The organism is Plantibacter sp. RU18, assembly GCF_050613355.1.
Lineage (GTDB): Bacteria > Actinomycetota > Actinomycetes > Actinomycetales > Microbacteriaceae > Plantibacter.
Window position 1 is genome coordinate 2,924,145 of record NZ_CP159618.1, and the last position, 16,548, is coordinate 2,940,692.

11 protein-coding genes, 1 tRNA gene and 1 pseudogene are annotated in these 16,548 nt (G+C 67.3%); 4 read left to right on the top strand and 9 right to left on the bottom strand.

From position 1 onward, the window contains the following. Positions 1-112 precede the first annotated feature (112 nt). Entirely contained in the window at positions 113-1,309 is a 1,197-nt protein-coding gene (locus ABMA10_RS14065; protein ID WP_347866529.1) for an aminotransferase class I/II-fold pyridoxal phosphate-dependent enzyme, read from the top strand. A gap of 66 nt (positions 1,310-1,375) precedes the next feature. Here the strand turns inward: ABMA10_RS14065 and ABMA10_RS14070 are convergent, their stop codons facing one another. The 4 genes from ABMA10_RS14070 to ABMA10_RS14085 form a co-directional block, all read right to left on the bottom strand. Further along, positions 1,376-2,272 (bottom strand): glycine betaine ABC transporter substrate-binding protein, encoded by an 897-nt coding sequence (locus ABMA10_RS14070; RefSeq protein WP_347866528.1) that lies wholly within the window; start codon positions 2,270-2,272, stop codon positions 1,376-1,378. Between the two features lie 63 nt (positions 2,273-2,335). Next, positions 2,336-3,310: an ABC transporter permease gene (locus tag ABMA10_RS14075; protein WP_347866567.1), complete on the bottom strand. Its 975-nt coding sequence runs from the start codon at positions 3,308-3,310 to the stop codon at positions 2,336-2,338. A 29-nt stretch (positions 3,311-3,339) separates the two neighbouring features. After that, positions 3,340-4,713 carry a quaternary amine ABC transporter ATP-binding protein gene (locus ABMA10_RS14080; RefSeq protein ID WP_347866527.1) on the bottom strand — a complete coding sequence of 458 codons (1,374 nt, stop codon included), beginning with the start codon at positions 4,711-4,713 and terminating at the stop codon, positions 3,340-3,342. A 387-nt stretch (positions 4,714-5,100) separates the two neighbouring features. Continuing rightward, positions 5,101-5,589 carry an Lrp/AsnC family transcriptional regulator gene (locus ABMA10_RS14085; RefSeq protein WP_347866526.1) on the bottom strand — a complete coding sequence of 163 codons (489 nt, stop codon included), beginning with the start codon at positions 5,587-5,589 and terminating at the stop codon, positions 5,101-5,103. Between the two features lie 172 nt (positions 5,590-5,761). Between ABMA10_RS14085 and ald the strand changes: the two genes are divergently transcribed. Next, entirely contained in the window at positions 5,762-6,862 is a 1,101-nt protein-coding gene (gene ald, locus ABMA10_RS14090) for an alanine dehydrogenase (RefSeq protein ID WP_347866525.1), read from the top strand. 280 nt (positions 6,863-7,142) lie between these two features. On the opposite strand, the gene ABMA10_RS14095 is transcribed toward ald, so the two are convergent. The 3 genes from ABMA10_RS14095 to ABMA10_RS14105 all read right to left on the bottom strand — a co-directional run bounded on the left by ABMA10_RS14095 (position 7,143) and on the right by ABMA10_RS14105 (position 11,492). Beyond that, positions 7,143-7,216: transfer RNA gene (locus tag ABMA10_RS14095), tRNA-Met, on the bottom strand. A 144-nt stretch (positions 7,217-7,360) separates the two neighbouring features. Beyond that, positions 7,361-10,291 carry a UPF0182 family protein gene (locus tag ABMA10_RS14100; RefSeq protein ID WP_431030631.1) on the bottom strand — a complete coding sequence of 977 codons (2,931 nt, stop codon included), beginning with the start codon at positions 10,289-10,291 and terminating at the stop codon, positions 7,361-7,363. Positions 10,292-10,361: 70 nt separating this feature from the next. Beyond that, positions 10,362-11,492 (bottom strand): YlbL family protein, encoded by a 1,131-nt coding sequence (locus ABMA10_RS14105; RefSeq protein WP_431030632.1) that lies wholly within the window; start codon positions 11,490-11,492, stop codon positions 10,362-10,364. 120 nt (positions 11,493-11,612) lie between these two features. Here ABMA10_RS14105 and ABMA10_RS14110 point away from each other — a divergent pair, with 120 nt between their 5' ends. Together ABMA10_RS14110 and ABMA10_RS14115 are read left to right on the top strand one after the other, a co-directional pair. Further along, positions 11,613-13,010: a zinc-dependent metalloprotease gene (locus tag ABMA10_RS14110; protein ID WP_414693580.1), complete on the top strand. Its 1,398-nt coding sequence runs from the start codon at positions 11,613-11,615 to the stop codon at positions 13,008-13,010. A gap of 293 nt (positions 13,011-13,303) precedes the next feature. After that, positions 13,304-13,900 (top strand): annotated as a pseudogene (locus ABMA10_RS14115) (TOMM precursor leader peptide-binding protein); the annotation flags it as partial. Here ABMA10_RS14115 and ABMA10_RS14120 read toward each other — a convergent pair. Beyond that, a complete protein-coding gene (locus tag ABMA10_RS14120; protein ID WP_347866522.1) occupies positions 13,848-15,575 on the bottom strand; it encodes an ATP-dependent helicase in 1,728 nt (575 codons plus the stop codon). The pseudogene ABMA10_RS14115 and the gene ABMA10_RS14120 sit on opposite strands and share 53 nt — an antisense overlap. A 28-nt stretch (positions 15,576-15,603) precedes the next feature. Then, the gene (nudC, locus tag ABMA10_RS14125; protein ID WP_347866521.1) at positions 15,604-16,542 is read right to left on the bottom strand and encodes an NAD(+) diphosphatase; all 939 of its coding nucleotides are present in this window, start codon (positions 16,540-16,542) and stop codon (positions 15,604-15,606) included. Positions 16,543-16,548: the final 6 nt, after the last annotated feature.

The window sequence follows — 16,548 nt, forward strand, 5'->3', positions numbered from 1 at the left end:
AGTGTTTCATTCGTGCCGCCTGTGCGCAGGCTAGGGCTTCGCCCTCAGGAGCTGAGGGGTGTGTCCTAGATTGGGATCGGCCCATGCCGCGGGCCGGAGACGGGAGATCGACGTGACGGTAGACGGACCCTGGCGACGCACGGCGGAGGGAGCCGGGCTCATCGATGACGAAGGGCACATCTCCTCCACGATCTTCGCCGAGATGAGCGCGCTCGCAGCCAGGACCGGAGCGGTCAACCTCGGGCAGGGATTCCCGGATGAGGACGGTCCGGCAGCCGTACTGGCCGAGGCGGTCGCCGCGATCGAGCGCGGCGAGAACCAGTACCCGCCGGGACCCGGCACCCTCGACCTCCGACAAGCGATCAGCGAGCACCAGCATCGGTTCTACGGGCTGACGGCCGACCCGAACGGCGAGGTACTCGTCACCGCCGGAGCGACAGAGGCCCTGGCCGCCACCCTCCTCGCGCTGGTGGAGCGCGGCGACGAGGTGCTCACCTTCGAGCCGTTCTACGATGCGTACGGAGGCCTCATCGCACTCGCCGGCGGACACCATCGCACGGTGAAGCTCCGCGTTCCGGACTTTCAGCCGGACCCGGACGAACTCCGCGCAGCCGTCTCCGACCGGACGAGGATCATCCTCGTCAACTCGCCGCACAACCCGACCGGCGCGGTGTTCGACCGGTCGACGCTCGAACTCATCGTCGAACTCGCTGAACGGCACGATGCACTGATCGTCACCGATGAGGTCTATGAGCACCTCACCTTCGACGTGCCTCACATGCCGATCGCGACACTGCCTGGAGCCGCAGAACGCACGATCACGATCTCGTCCGGCGGGAAGACCTTCAGCACGACAGGATGGAAGATCGGCTGGCTCACCGCCCCTCGTGAACTCGTCTCGGCCATCTCGACCGTCAAGCAGTACTTGAGTTACGTCAACGGCGCGCCGTTCCAGCCGGCGACCGCCGTCGGACTGCGGCTGCCGGACGCATCGTTCACGGCGATCGCCGACGGGCTGCGTGGCAAACGCGACCTCCTCGGCGCCGGGCTCGCGTCGGCCGGCTTCGAGACGTTCCGCCCGTCCGGGACCTACTTCATCGTGGCGGATGCCGCTGGGCTCGGTTGGGACGACGCCGCAGCCTTCTGTCGCGCACTCCCAGGCCTCGCCGGTGTCGTGGCGGTGCCGCTCTCGGCATTCTGTGCCGATCGGCGCGACCCGGACTACGCATCGCTCGTCCGATTCGCCTTCTGCAAGCGCACCGAGGTCCTCGAGCGCGCAGTGGCCGGCCTGAACCGCCTGCGCGGCTGATCCACCACCGACGAGACGACGACGGGCACCGGAGGAATCCGGTGCCCGTCGTCGTGAACCGCTCGACTACTTGGTGAGCGAGTCCACGTACTCCTGGTTGTCGCTGATCCACTGCTTGACGACCGGCGCGTAGTCCTTCGAGTCGCCCTCGTTGAACATCGCGTTCTCGAGCGAGAAGAGACGCTCCGAGTCGAAGTCGAAGTCCTTCAGCCAGCCGGCAAGGGTCGGGTACTCGTCGGCGAAGTCGGCCTTGCCGAAGCTGTGGATGCCTTCCGCATCGCCGAGCGCGCCCTTCGGGTCCGCGAGGTCCTTGATCGGGAACGCGTCGTACGCCCAGTGCGGACGCCACAGCGTGACGGCGATGTTCTCACCGGCGTCGGTGGCGGCCTTGAGCTCCGAGAGCATCGCCGGGGTTCCGGAGGTCAGGAACTCCCAGTCCTCGAGGCCGTACTCGGGGATCACCTTGTCCTGTGTCGCCTCGGTGAGACCGGCACCCGGGTCGATGCCGACGAGGCGGCTGTCGAACAGGTCCGCATTCGCTGCGAGGTCCTCGAGCGAGTCGACCGGAGCGTCCTCGTTCACCGCGATGGTGAGCTTGGCGTCGTCGTTCCAGGCTCCGAGGTCGACGACGTCGTCGCCGAACTTCTCGATGTAGCTCTTGTGCGTGGTCGGGAGCCAGACGTCGAGCGTGAGGTCGTAATCTCCCGTGCTCAGACCGGAGAAGACCGGTGCGGGCTCCGCCTCCTCGAGCGTGACGTCGTAGCCCTGCTCTTCGAGGACGGCCTTCCACAGCTCGGAAGCAGCGATGCCCTCGTCCCAGCCGCTGAACACGGCGATGGTGACGGCCTGCTTGTCACCGTTGTCGAGCGTCTCCTCCGAGGCGCCCGCTGAACAACCGGAGATGGCGAGCGTGGCCGCCGCCCCTGCTGCGATGGTTGCTGCGATCTTGGTGCGGTACTGCATGTTCGATGATTCCTTTCGTCCCGCGAAGCGGGGATTGGTGTCGTCGGTGGAGGTTGTCGGGCGCTATCGGGCGCCGAGCGGCGCCTCGGCCGGTTGTCCGGCAGAAGCGGAGGCCGCGGTCGAATCCGTCGTCGTCGTCGAAGAGGACGGAGCTGGACGGATCCCGCCGGGCTTCACGGGCGCGGCCTTCCGACGCTGTCCGCGCTTCTTGCGTCCGGAGCCCAACGAGGCCGTGAGGCGGTCGAGGAAGATCGCAAGGATCACCACGGAGAGACCGGCCTCCGAACCGAGCTGGATGTCGATTCGGGAAAGGCTCTTCACGACGTCTCCACCGAGACCGCCTGCACCGACCATCCCGGCGATCACGACCATGGAGAGCGACAGCATGATGACCTGGTTGACACCGGCCATGATGTTCGGCATCGCCAGGGGAAGCTGGATCTGCCGGAGGATGCGCCACGACGAAGCCCCGAAGGCATTACCCGCTTCGACGACCTCCCGGTCGACATTGCGGATGCCGAGTTCGGTCAGCCGTACCGCTGGCGCGAGGGCGAACACGATCGTCGCGACGATGCCCGGGACGACACCGATCCGGAACAGGATGAGTGCGGGGATCAGGTAGACGAACGCCGGCGTCGTCTGCATGAAGTCGAGGAGTGGTCGGATGATCGCCGATGCGACCTTCGAACGCGCCGCCAGGATACCGAGCGGAATACCGATGACGACCGCGATGAGACCGGCCACGAGCACGAGCGCTAGCGAGTCCATCGCGTTGTCCCACTGCTCGACTCCGACGATGATCAGCAGACCGACAGCGGATCCGATCGCGAAGACGGGACCTCGCGCGAGCAGCGCGAGCAGCGCGGCGACGATGATGATCACCCAGAACGGCGGGCCGCTCAGGACCAGATCGACGCCGTCGTAGAGTCCTTGGAAGACCGTGCGGATGACATCGAAGACCGGGCGGAACACGTCGGTGATGAAGTCGACGAACGATTCGACCCAGGCGCCGATCTCGGGCCGGGTGATGGCGTCCATGACGTCGGACGACTGGAGACGGATGCCGTTCATCGGACACTCCCTTCCTGCAGGCTCGCTGCCGGTTCACCGGCGGCCTCGATGGAGGCCTCTCCGTGTTCTGCGCGATGTCCGCCCTCGGGGTTCTGCGGATCTTCGACCGTCGACCGGAGGGTCGCGGTGATGAGTTCGACCGGCACCGTGGCCGGCGGTCCGACGAGGCCGACCTCGTCGGTGTTCGTCGACACGTTGCCGACGGCAGCGAGCAGGGTCACGCGGGGCACGACGCCGAGCAGCCGGGTCCGTTCGTCGACGACGGCGACGGGCAGGGCGCTCTCGACGGCGGATTCGAACAGATCGACGAGCGCGGTCTCCTTCGTGACGGTCGCGAGGTCCGCGGTGATCACACCGCCGAGTTCATGGTCGCCCTGACGGACGAGGCGCAGCACGTCCTTGTCCCGGACCACGCCGAGCAGCTGGCGTCCCGGACCGACGACGAACGCGGCCGAGGTCTGCAGGTCGCGCATGATGCGCAGCGCGGCTCGTGGGCCAGCCGAGGCGGAGACGACGGAGCGCGCGGGCTCCATGACGCCTCCCGCGGTGAGCACGCGTGCCCGATCGACGTCCTGCACGAACTGGGCGACGTAGTCGTTCGCCGGGTCGGTCAGGATGTCGTTCGGGGATCCGACCTGGACGATCCGGCCGTCGCGCATGACCGCGATGCGGTCGCCGAGGAACATCGCCTCGTTGAGGTCGTGGGTGATGAAGATGATCGTCTTGCCGAGCTCCGCCTGCAGTTCGACGAGCTGCTCCTGCATCTCACGGCGGATCAGCGGGTCGAGCGCGGAGAACGCCTCGTCCATCAGCAGGATGTCGGTGTCGGAGGCGAGCGCTCGCGCCAGACCGACGCGCTGCTGCATACCGCCCGACAGTTCGCCGGGGAGCTTGTCCTCCCAGCCGGTGAGGCCGACGCGCTCGACGACGGCCTGGGCACGCTCCCGACGCTCGGCGGCAGGCACGCCCTTGACCTCGAGCCCGTAGGCGGCATTCTCGAGCACCGTGCGATGCGGGAGCAGTGCGAAGTGCTGGAACACCATGGAGATGTTGTCCTGACGCACCGCGCGCAGCTCCTTCGAGGAGACGCCGCTGATCGGCCGACCGGCCACGGTCACGGTCCCGGCGGTCGGCTCGAGCAGCCCGTTGAGCATCCTGATGAGCGTGGACTTGCCGGAACCCGACAGGCCCATCACCACGAAGATCTCGCCCTGCTTGACCTCGAACGAGGCGTCGATGACGGCGGCGGTCCCGGTGGAGGTCAACTCGTCGCGGGTCGCGCCCGCCTGCAACCGCTTCACGGCTTCCTTCGGCTTCCGGCCGAAGACCTTGTAGAGTCCCTGCGCGGAAACTGCGATCGATTCGGTCATTCTTCTCCTGGAAGCGCAGGCGCTCTCGCGCAGCGCTCTTCCTGTCGATAGTCAGGCCGGGTCGAACGACTCAGGATCCGCCCCGTCGGCGTGCTGATGTCAGCGCGCGGGCTCGGATCGCGTGGGGCGACGACTGCCATCACGCTGCGTTCGACCGTACGTCCAGCACGCCGTCACGGAGCGACAGGGAGCGGGACGCGGTACGTAGTTCGGCCAGTTCAGGCCGTCGTCAACGCTAACGAAACTCACAGCTGCTGGCTAATCGAGTATCCCCTGAAATGCGGACATGTGCGCGGAGGCGGATATCAAAACCGAGCTTGGTCAGGCTTTTACCGGCTCGCGCTTCGTTACCCGTTCGTTACCTCAAGCCGATCGATCGACGGCCGTTCAGGCTTCATCCCCGACCGAGACACCGCGGAAGCTGTGCTCGAACACGAGGCTCGTCCGCGTGGAGGCGACGGTCGGGTCGGCGGACAGATGCTCGACCACGAAGTCGCGGACGTGCGCACTGTCACGAGCGGCGAGATGGATCACGAAGTCCTCCGACCCGCCCAGGAAGAACACCTGGACCACTTCCGGCAGACGCTGGATGCTCGCACTGAACTCCGCAATTCGGGCGCGCGCGCCCGCGCGGATGTTGACACTGATGAGGGCCTCGAGGCCGAGCCCGACCGCGACCGGGTCGATGCTCGCCGCGAACCCGGTGATCACTCCGCGATCCACAAGCGACCGGACCCGCGCAACGCACGTGGACGGCGCGATCCCCACGAGCTCGGCCATCCGCGCGTTGGTCATCCGTCCATCGTCGCGAAGCAGCCGCAGGAGGGCGTGATCGACGTCGTCGAGCTCGGCCACTGAGTGAAGATTGTTCATCATGATGCGACCCGACGTCCTCTCGATCGAATGATCTGCAGTGATATGCAAATAGTCACGGATTCCTGCGGTGTTCACACGTTGGAAACGCAGGAACCCCAGACTAGTGCCACACCGTCCATCGACGCGCGGTCGCCGTACCTCGCGACAGCCGTGCCCGCGAAAGGAACCCGCCATGCGAATCGGCATCCCCACGGAGATCAAGAACAACGAGAACCGCGTCGCCGCGACGCCGAGTGGTGTGCACGAACTCGTGCGCCATGGCCACGAGGTCGTCGTCCAGGCCGGCGCAGGCATCGGTTCGGGCAACAGCGACCTCGCGTACGCGGAGGCAGGCGCCACAATCCTCGACGACGCGGCTGCGGTGTGGGCCGCCGGCGACCTGCTCCTGAAGGTGAAGGAACCCATCGCCGCCGAGTATCCGCACCTCCGCGCCGACCAGACGCTCTTCACCTACCTGCACCTCGCGGCCGACCGCCCCCTCACCGATGCCCTGCTCGCCTCTGGCGCCACCGCGATCGCCTACGAGACCGTCCAGCTCCCCAACCGCTCGCTGCCTCTCCTGCAGCCGATGAGCGAGGTGGCAGGACGCCTCTCGACGCAGGTCGGCGCATACCATCTGATGCGCGCGACCGGCGGGCGCGGCATCCTCCTCGGAGGGGTCCCCGGAACACCGAAGGCGAAGGTCGTCGTCATCGGCGGAGGAGTCGCCGGCGAGCACGCCGCAGCCAACGCACTCGGCATGCAGGCCGACGTCACCATCATCGACATCTCGATCCCGCGCCTGCGCGACCTCGAGAACCGGTTCAACGGTCAGATCCAGACACGGGCGTCGTCCGCCTACGAGATCGCCGAGCAGCTCCGCGACGCCGATCTTGTGATCGGCTCGGTGCTGATCCCCGGCGCACAGGCGCCCAAGCTCGTCACGGACGCCATGGTTGCCGCGATGAAGCCCGGTTCGGTCCTCGTCGACATCGCGATCGACCAAGGCGGCTGCTTCGAGGGCTCCCACCCGACCACCCATGACGCCCCGACCTTCCGCGTGCACGACAGTCTGTACTACTGCGTGGCGAACATGCCCGGGGCCGTCCCCGAGACGTCGACGCGCGCATTGACCAACGCGACGCTCCCCTACGCGCTCGCGCTCGCCGACCGCGGGGTGCCTGCTGCGCTCACAGCGGACCCTGCGCTCGCGCTCGGCGTGAACATCCACGCTGGGAGTGTGACGAATGCTGGCGTCGCAGCAGCCTTCGACCTGCCCCGTTCGACCATCTGATCCCACGTTCGACAACAGCACGAGCGGGCCCGAGGACTCTCGTCCTCGGGCGCGCTCATACGCTCTCCTGCCGCGGCTCCAGCCCCCGTGTGGGTTCCGGGACGTCAGGCCGAGCATCCGGAGCGCTCTGCGGGTCGCCTGCGGCGGCTCGGCGCATCTCAGGGGCACGGACTGCCGGAGAGCGGCGCGGGCGCGCCGAACGGCCGACACCGCGCCTGACGAACACGCCCGTCAACGACGAAATCCCGGTCTCAACGAGACCGGGATTTCATCTTTTCTGTTGCAGGGGCAGGATTTGAACCTACGACCTCTGGGTTATGAGCCCAGCGAGCTACCGAACTGCTCCACCCTGCGGCACAAGAGATAAACCTAGCATGCATTCTGAGACCCCGCAAATCGAGTCTGTTTCCATGGTGACGTCGAGCTCGTCGAGGCGCCGCGAAACGACCGCAGGCGCCGCCCCGAGGGGCGACGCCTGCGACTACCGATCGGCTGAGATCAACCGTTGAGCAGCTCGAGTGCCTTCGCGAGAGCGTCGGACACCTTCTTGTCGGCCACGCCGTATGCAGTCCAATCGCCGCTCGCCATCGCGGCATCCTTCTCGAGCATCGCGGCCTTCGCCTGGCTGAGCAGGGTCTTGATCTGCGCGTCGACTGCGGGATCACCGGTGCTCGGCGTCGTGCCGGTGTCGGTGCTGTCATCCGTGCCCGTGTCGGTGCCGTCGGTCGGCGGTGTGACCGCGTCGCCCGGCACGTTCGTGTCGCCGGCATCGGCACCCGAGTCGCCGCCGAACAGGACGTCGAGTGCCTCATCGAGCGTGTCCTCGAAGGCGATCTGGTCGCCGAAGGCCACCAGAACCTTCTGCAGGAGCGGGAAGCTCGTGTCACCTGTCGACTTCACGTAGACCGGCTGCACGTAGAGCAGACCGCCACCCACCGGCACCGTCAACAGGTTGCCGTTCAGCACCTCCGTCTGGCCCTGCTTCAGGATGTTGATCTGGCTCGAGACACTTGGATCTGAGTCGAAGGTGTTCTGCACCTGTCCGGGGCCGGGCACCGTGTCGTCCTTCGGCAGCGTCAGCAATCGGATCTTGCCGTAGTCGTCGCTGCGCTTGCCGTCTTCGACTCCAGCGTTCGCGCCGACGGCAAGGTAGCCCGTCAACACGTTCCGGGACTGCTCACCACCCTGACGCGGGATGAACGTCGAGTACAGCGAGAACGACGGCGCCTTCTGCTCAGGCAACTGCATCGTGAGGTAGTACGGCGGCTGATACGTCTTGTTCGTCTCCGTGGACTGCGGGTCGTTGGGGGTGACCCACGCGTCCTCGCTCGAGTAGAACGACCCGGCGTTGGTCACGTGGTACTGACCGAGCACCGAACGCTGCACCTTGAAGAGGTCGGCCGGGTATCGGACGTGGCTCATGAGGTCGCCGGACATCTCGGACATCGGCTTGACCGTCGACGGGAAGACCTTCTGCCACGTCTCGAGGATCGGGTCCTTGTCGTCCCAGCTGTAGAGCGTGACCTTGCCGTCGTAGGCGTTGACCGTCGCCTTGACCGAGTTGCGGATGTAGTTCACGTCGTCGAGCGCGTAGTTCTGCACCGGTGTGACCGAGTCCGAGATCGTGTCGGACAGGCTCACGGTCTTGGAGTACGGGTAGTTCGCGCTCGTCGTGTAGCCGTCGACGATCCAGACGATCTTGCCGTCCACGACGGACGGATAGGGGTCTGAGTCGAGCGTCAGGTACGGCGCGACCTTCTGCACACGCGTGAGCGGATCGCGGTCGTAGAGGATCTGCGACTTGTCGTTCACCGAGTCCGACAGGAAGATCTGCTCGGACTGGAACTTCAGTGCGTAGACGAGCTTCTTGAAGACGTTGTCGAGCTTCGGCCCGCCATCGCCGTCGAACGTGGTGTACGTCTGCGACTCGCCCTGGGTGCCGGACGGGTAGTCGAGCTCGATGGGGTCTGCGCCCTTGTCCGCGCCGACGATCGAGTAGTCCGGAGACTGCTCGCCGAAGTAGACACGCGGCTCGAAGTCCCCGAGAGCACCCGTGGTCGGGATGCCGGATTCGAGGAAGACCGGCTCACCGGAAGCCGAGCGCTGGTTGCCATAGGCGGCGACGAGCCCATAGCCGTGGGTGTAGACGACGGTGTTGTTGATCCAGGACTGCGAGTTGTCGAGACCGGCGACGTTCAGCTCGCGCACGGCCACCACGGCGTCCTGCGTCTTGCCGTCGATCGTGTAGCGGTCGACGTCGAGCTGGTTGTCGAACGAATAGAACTGCTTGAACTGTTCGAGCTGCGCGACCGAAGCGCTCACGAGCGACGGATCGATGATGCGGATGTTCGCGGTGGTCTCGGCGTCCTGGCGGAGTGCACCCGGCGTCGCGTCTGTGGTCGCCGCGTACTCCTCTTCCTGGACGTCCGCGATGCCGTAGGCGTCCCGGGTCATGTCGATGTTCTTCTGGATGAACGGGGTCTCGAGGCTCTTGGCGTTCGGCTCCACCTGGAAGCGCTGCACGATCCACGGGTACAGGCTGCCGACGATGAGGGAGGCGACGATGAGCAGCGCGGTGCCGACCAGCGGCAGCCTCCAGCGACCGGTGAAGGCCGTGACGACGAACAGCACGGCGACCATGAGGGCGATGCCGGCGAGGATGACCCGGCCGGGGATGGTCGCGGCCACGTCTGTATAGGAGGCACCGGTGATGAGCGTGCCGGTGTCGTTGAGCGTCGTGTACTGGTCGAGCCACAGGCTCACGGCCTGCAGGATCAGGTACAGCGCGGCGAGGATCGAGATCTGCACGCGGGCCGCCATCGAGATCCAGGCCTCACGGCTGACGACGCGGATGCCTCCGTAGAGGTAGGTGACGACCGCGGTGGCGATCAGTGCGATCAGGACGACCGCCGAGGAGAATGCGACGACGGCCTGGAAGAACGGGAGGTCGAAGAGGTAGAAGGAGACGTCGAGGTTGAACTGCGGGTCCTTGGTCCCCGACGGCGTACCGTTCATCCAGAGCAGCACGAGCTGCCAACGCGAGGCCGCCGCGACGCCGCCGAACAGACCGAACAGCGCCGGGATGCCATACGTGGCGAGGCGACGCAGCGGCTCGACGACCTGCTGGTAGCGGTCGACCTGCGAGCTCAGCTTCGCGTACACCGGACGGGTCCGGTAGGCGATCTCGATGGCGAGCCACACGGGAAGCGCCATACCGACGAATCCGACGAGGAACATCGCGATGGTCGCGATCCACTGCGTCGTGAGGACTTCAGTGAAGCCGAGCTGCTGGAACCAGAGCAGGTCGGCGTAGAACCCCGAGAACACGAAGAACCCGATGAGGAGCGCGGCGATGATCGCCACCGTGATCGCGATCGGGGCGCGTCTGCGCTGAGTGGACAGGGGCTTCTCTGCTGCTGCGGATGTCACGTGTGGCCTCTTCAGTTAGGGGTCGTTCGAACCATCCTAAAGCGGCGGGGCTGAGAGAGCGCCGAAGAGGTCAACCCGTCTTGCAGGTGGGCAGTGCGCTGGTGTCCCCACCGTCGGCGATCGCGTCGAGAGCCGCGAGCGAGTCGTCGAGCGTCTTCACGGCGAAGACCGTCAAGCCGTCGGGCACGTGGCCCACGACCTCGTCGCAGTTGCTGGCCGGTGCGAGGAACCAGTCTGCGCCGGCATCCTTCGCGCCGAAGAGCTTCTGGCGGATGCCGCCGATCGCGCCGACATTGCCGTCGGCGTCGATCGTGCCCGTTCCTGCGACGTCCTGCCCGCCGTTCAGCTCGCCAGGGGTGAGGAGGTCGATCATGCCGAGCGCGAACACCATGCCGGCGCTCGGGCCGCCGACGTTGTCGAGCTGGATCGTGATGTCGACCGGCAGGTCGTAGGAGACCTTCGTCCCGATGCCGATCACGGTGGAGGTCGTTCCGTCGGTCGCCGTCGCAGTCGTCGGCGTGATGTCGACCGTGCTCGCGACGCCGCCCCGGACGATGTCGAACGACGCAGGAGCGGCCGTCCCGTTGTCGGAGATCGCGGTACGCAGACCGTCCAGGCCGGTCACCGCCGCCCCGTTGACCGCGACGATCTCGTCGTCGAGCTCCAGGACGCCCTGAGCAGGGCTCCCCTCGGCGATCTGAGCCACGGCGACGTGCTCAGGGACCTCGTACCCGAGCTGACGCAGAGCTGCGGCCACCGAGTCCTGTTGGGAGTCCACCATCAAGGTGGCGTTCTGTTCGTCACGCTGTTCGGTGGTCACGCCCGGCGGGAAGTAGAGGTCCATCGGGACCACCGCCCGACTCGGGTCGAACCATGCCGAGACGATGTCGAGCCAGCCCGGACTGCGCTGCGGGTTGCCGACGAGCTGCACCGTCAGCATGTCGAGCGTTCCGCCCGTGTCGTAGGTCTGTGTGTCGTGGACCTCGATCAGCGGGACGTCTCCGTCGTCACCCTCGGTCGTGCCGAGCACGTTGAACACGGGCCCCGGCTGTTCGATGACGTAGGGTGCCGGGACCGCGGACAGGACGCCGAGGAGGACGAGCGAGAGCACCAGCACGATCCAGCCGAACCTGGCGCGACCACGACGTGACGGGTCGGACGTCTCCGATGCAGTGGGAGCCTCATCGGCGAAGAGCGACATGCAAGCCTTCCGGACTGTTCGCGGTGGGCGGAAACCCGACCAACCATACCCCGGCGAAAGTTCAGCGAGGTGCGACTAGCGTAGAAGGCCCAGCACCGGGCTATCTGAGAGGCGGCTGACGTGCCAGAGGATTCCGACAAGAGTCCGGAGGACGAGTTCCGCGACATGCTTCGCGAGCTGCTCTCCGGCAACGGTTCGTTCGATGCGAGCCAGCTCGCCGGCGCGGCCGGCCTCCCCAACGATCCGGCCAGTCTCGCTGCCCTGATGTCCCAGCTCCAGGGCGCCATGCAGTCGAACAGCGACGGGATCAACTGGGACACCTCCCTCCAGCAGGCGAAGACGATTGCCGGCGACGGGGCTGTCGACACCACGCCCGAGCAGCGGGCCGCGTTCGAGCAGGCGTTCCACATCGCGTCGCTCTGGCTCGCCGATGTCACCGACGTCGCCGAGCTGTCGGCGGAGCCCGCGTTGTACACACGGACACGCTGGGCCACGAAGACGATGCCCTTCTGGACGCAGCTCGCCGAGCCCGTCGCGACGAACATCGCGAACGCCCTCACCGGTGTGCTCACCGAGCGGGCCCCGGAGGAACTCTCGAGCATGATCGCGAACGCCGGGCAACTGGTCCGCGGAATCGGCGGGACGCTCTTCGCGCTCCAACTCGGGCAGGTCGTCGGACAGCTCTCGAAGGAGGTCGTGTCCGGAGGGGACATCGGCATCCCGTTGCTCGACGACAACGAGGCAGCACTCGTCCCGCAGAACGTTGCGGACTTCGGCGAGGGGCTCGACATCCCGTCCGACCAGATCCAGATCTACCTGGCCGTCCGCGAACTGGCCCACGCGCGTCTCTTCCGCCATGCGCGCTGGCTTCGGCTGCAGCTGATCTCCTCGATCACCGACTTCGCGCGTGGCATCCGCATCGACACCGGCCGGCTCGAGGAGCTCGCCGAGGGCTTCGACCCCTCGAACCCGGAGGAACTCCGCGACGCGATGACGAGCGGGGCACTCATCCCAGCCAGAACCGAAGCCCAGGACGCGAGTCTCGCCCGGCTCGAAACGACCCTCGCACTCATCGAGGGCTGGGTCGACGTCGTGACGGCCGCCGCCACCACCCGTCTCCCCCGCTCCGCCGCGATCGCCGAGACCGTCCGCCGACGTCGCGCCGCCGGTGGCCCCGCCGAGCAGGCGCTCGGAGCGCTCGTCGGACTCGAGCTCCGCCCACGGCGCCTCCGCGAGGCGGCGGCGATGTGGCAGCAGGTCACGGACGCGACCGGCACGGCGGAGCGCGACGCCCTGTGGTCGCACCCCGACCTGGTGCCGAGCGCCGACGACATCGACGCACCGCACGCGCTCATCGCACGCCTCCAGGCGGAAGCCCGTGGAGAGCGGCCCGAGCAGGACGAGATGGATCTCGCCCTGGAGGACCTTCTCCGTGGCGAGGCGCACGATGACGATCCCGACGGCGGAACGGGTACTGAGCCGTCCGGCCCGAACGGTGCCGGAGGCCCACCGGTCTGATCGACAGCCGGTTCGCCGACCGCTTCGACGTGCCAGGCTGTGGAGAGCAGCGACGGCGACCCGCCCGAACGCGCGATCATCGTGGCATGACCACGCGAATCGACCCACGACGACCGCTGCTCTGGCGCACGCCCCACAGCCTGCAGATGGGCGTCGACGACCCGGTGGTGCTCGAGCACGTCCAGACGGGCGCGGAGCAGCTGATCGCCGCGCTGCAGGCGGGCTTCCCTGGCCACGTCGAGGACCGCCTCGCCGACGCGTTCAGCATCGGCCACGCGGAGTTCGAGCGCGTGATGTCCACGCTCGCCCCGGTGATCGAACGCGGAGACGACGGTCTCCGCTCCGGCGCGACTGCACCCGCCCGGGTCGCGATCGACGGCTCCGGCCCGGTCGCCGAACCGCTCCGGCGGCTCCTCGGCGACCAATGCGCCGTCGAGCTCGTCGAGGCGATCGACTCCTCGACGTCCCACCGCTCGGTCGACCTGGCAGTCCTCTGCGGCGACTACGTCATCGCGCCGAGTCGATATGCTCGCTGGCTCCGCGACGACGTGGCCCACCTCCCGATCGTCCTCGGCGACAGCGCCGTGCGGATCGGCCCCTTCGTCACGCCGGGCGACGGCCCCTGCCTCCACTGCGTCGAGCTCCACCGGGCAGATGGTGACCCCGCATGGCCGGCGGTCGCCTCGCAACTCCTCGGGCGTCGATCCCCGCTCGACTCGTTGCTCCTCGGTTCGGAGATCGCAGCCCGGGCGGCGCGGCTGGTGCTTCGTCGGATCGCCGCTGACGCGCCCATCCTCGCAGGCACGCAGCTGATCATCGATGCCTCGACGGGTGGGATCAGACGCCGCGTCGTCCGGGAACACTCGAGGTGCGCATGCCGAGCTCTGCCAGGAACCGGGACGGCTCTCGACGTCCACCCCGTTGTTGGGTCTCGGCCCAGGACAGGTTCAGGAGGCGTTTGGCGCGGGTGATGCCGACGTACAGGAGTCGGCGTTCCTCATCCGCCTGCTCGAACTGCTTCGCGTAGGAGATCGGCAGGTAGCCCTCTGACAGTCCGATGAGGTGCACGGCCTCCCACTCGAGACCCTTGGCGGAATGCAGCGTCGCAAGCGTCACCGCTTCGACGGTCGGTTCGTGCTGAGCAGCCTGGCGCGTCAGGAGCTCGTCCGTGAACGCGCGGAAGGTCGTCCCCTCCGGCGCCTGATCGACGAGACCCATGATCGCGTTCAGCGACTCCCAGCGGTCGCGGACCGCTCCACCACCGTCTGGCGGATCCTGACTCCAGCCGAGCGAACGGAGGACGTCGCTCACCGATTTGAACAGTGGCTCGCCCATGATCGACACGGAGGCCGCCCGGAGCTGCAACAGCGCCTGCCGCACCTCGGGCAGTTCGAAGAAGCGCTTGGAGCCGTGCATGACGAAGGGCACCCCGGCCTCACCGAGCGCTGTCTCGAGCGCAGCAGCCTGCACATTGATGCGGTAGAGGACGGCGATCTCCGAAGCCTGGACACCGGCCTGCAGCTGCATGAGGATCTCGGAGACCACTCCCCTGGCTTCGGACAACTCGTTGGGGTACGAGCGCAGGCCCACCGCCGGCGAGTCGGGCCGGTCGGTCCCGTTCTCCGCCTCTCTGCGGACCGCCGAGAGCTGCAGAGCGCCGGGGCGTCCGCGCATGAGCGTGTTCGCGGCGGCGACGACCGGCTGGGAGGAGCGGTAGTTCCGTTCGAGCCGCACGACCGTCGCGTCGCTGTACCTGGACGGGAAGTCGAGCAGATAGTCTGCCCGCGCCCCGGCGAACGAGTAGATCGTCTGACTCGCGTCGCCGACGACGCACACGTCTCGGCGCCCGCCCAGCCACAGCTCGAGCAGACGATGCTGGAGCGGGGAGACGTCCTGGTACTCGTCGACGACGAAGAAGCGGTACTGCTCGTGTACTTGCATGGCCACAGCGGGTTCCGACTCGATCATGCCTGCGCAGGCCAGCAGGACGTCTTCGAAATCGATGCGTTTCCGTTCGTCCTTGAGCTGTTCGTACGTCTCCTGCAGGGCGATGACCTGCTCGAGCGACAGCTTCTGCACGAGGGGGCGACCCGCCGTCGCGTACTGCTCGAAGGTGAGGCCGGAGACCTTCCTCCATTCGATCTCCGCGGCGACGTCACGCAGTGTCGCGGTGTCGACTCGGAGGCGGAGCCGCTCGGCCGCATGACCGAGCACACGGCCTTTGCTCTCGACGAGCCCCGGCACCTGCCCGCCGACGACCTGCGGCCAGAAGAAGTTCAACTGCGACAGGGCCGAAGCGTGGAAGGTGCGCGCGGACACGCCTTCCGCACCGAGCGCGCGAAGGCGACCACGCAGTTCCGCCGCTGCACGACTCGTGAAGGTGAGGGCCATCACGCGCGAAGCCGTATACGTCCCAGTCGCGACGCCGTACGCGATGCGGTGGGTGATCGCCCGTGTCTTGCCGGTGCCGGCACCCGCGAGCATGCACACCGGACCGCGGAGTGCTTCCGCGGCGACCGCCTGATCGGGGTCGAGACCGGCGAGCAGCTCGGAGGAGGTGTTCATGGTCTTCCGTCCTGGGAGGGGAACCGGGTCATCTGGTCCAGGTGCCGCTCAGCCAATCGTCGATGACCGCTCGGGCGATCGAGGACGGGCCCGGCAGGATGACGTCGCTGGACGGATCCTCGAGCTGCTCCCTCGTGAACCAACGCAGGTCGAGGATCTCCACGCCGTCGGGGACGAGGGCCTCAGGATCCTGATCGTCGGCGAGCGGGGCGACGAAGCCGAGCATGAGGGACCTCGGGAACGGCCACGGCTGCGAACCGAGGTAGACCGGCGTCCCGAGCCGCATGCCTGACTCCTCGAAGATCTCACGCACGACGGCCTGTTCGAGGGATTCTCCGGCATCCACGTAGCCGGCCAGCAGGGAGTATCGGTTCTGCTCCCACATCGCGTTCGAACCGAGCAGGATCCGTCCTGCTGGATCGACGACGGCGACGATCACCGCTGGGTCCATCCGAGGGAACAACTCGTTCCCGTCCACCGGGCAGTGCCTGGCCCACCCGGCGTTCCGCACGGTGGTCGGCGAACCGCACCGGGAACAGAACGGCTCCGCCGTATGCCACCCGGCGATCGCGAGCGAGGTTGCGAGGATCCCGACGTCACGGTCGGACAGGCGGTGCCCGTTGCGTCGGAGGTCGAGCCAGCGCGACTCGTCGTCGGTGATCGTGGCCGCGTCCTCGTCGGTGAGGACCCACAGCAGCACGTCCGTGCCGATCGGTGTCGTGTCGCCCACCTCGGTGGTGCGTCCGAGGTAGACGAGCAGTTCGGGGTCGGGCAGCATCTGCGGCATCAGCAGTTCCAGGGCGTCACCGGTCACGAGTGCTCGCCGGCCACGTAACACGACAGCACGCGCCGCCGGATCGACGCGCAGTTCCTCGAGGAGCTCCGGCCGCGACCGGAGTTCACCGTGACGGTCGAGGCCGCCTCTCGCGAGCGGAAGGCTGGCGAGCGCGCGAACCTGAATCGTCATGGACAA

Coding starts and splice junctions, on each gene's coding strand:
- ABMA10_RS14070 (WP_347866528.1), bottom strand. CDS start 2,272: ATGCAGTACCGCACCAAGATCGCAGCAACCATCGCAGCAGGGGCGGCG.
- ABMA10_RS14075 (WP_347866567.1), bottom strand. CDS start 3,310: ATGGACGCCATCACCCGGCCCGAGATCGGCGCCTGGGTCGAATCGTTC.
- ABMA10_RS14080 (WP_347866527.1), bottom strand. CDS start 4,713: ATGACCGAATCGATCGCAGTTTCCGCGCAGGGACTCTACAAGGTCTTC.
- ABMA10_RS14085 (WP_347866526.1), bottom strand. CDS start 5,589: ATGATGAACAATCTTCACTCAGTGGCCGAGCTCGACGACGTCGATCAC.
- ald (WP_347866525.1), top strand. CDS start 5,762: ATGCGAATCGGCATCCCCACGGAGATCAAGAACAACGAGAACCGCGTC.
- ABMA10_RS14105 (WP_431030632.1), bottom strand. CDS start 11,492: ATGTCGCTCTTCGCCGATGAGGCTCCCACTGCATCGGAGACGTCCGAC.
- ABMA10_RS14120 (WP_347866522.1), bottom strand. CDS start 15,575: ATGAACACCTCCTCCGAGCTGCTCGCCGGTCTCGACCCCGATCAGGCG.
- nudC (WP_347866521.1), bottom strand. CDS start 16,542: ATGACGATTCAGGTTCGCGCGCTCGCCAGCCTTCCGCTCGCGAGAGGC.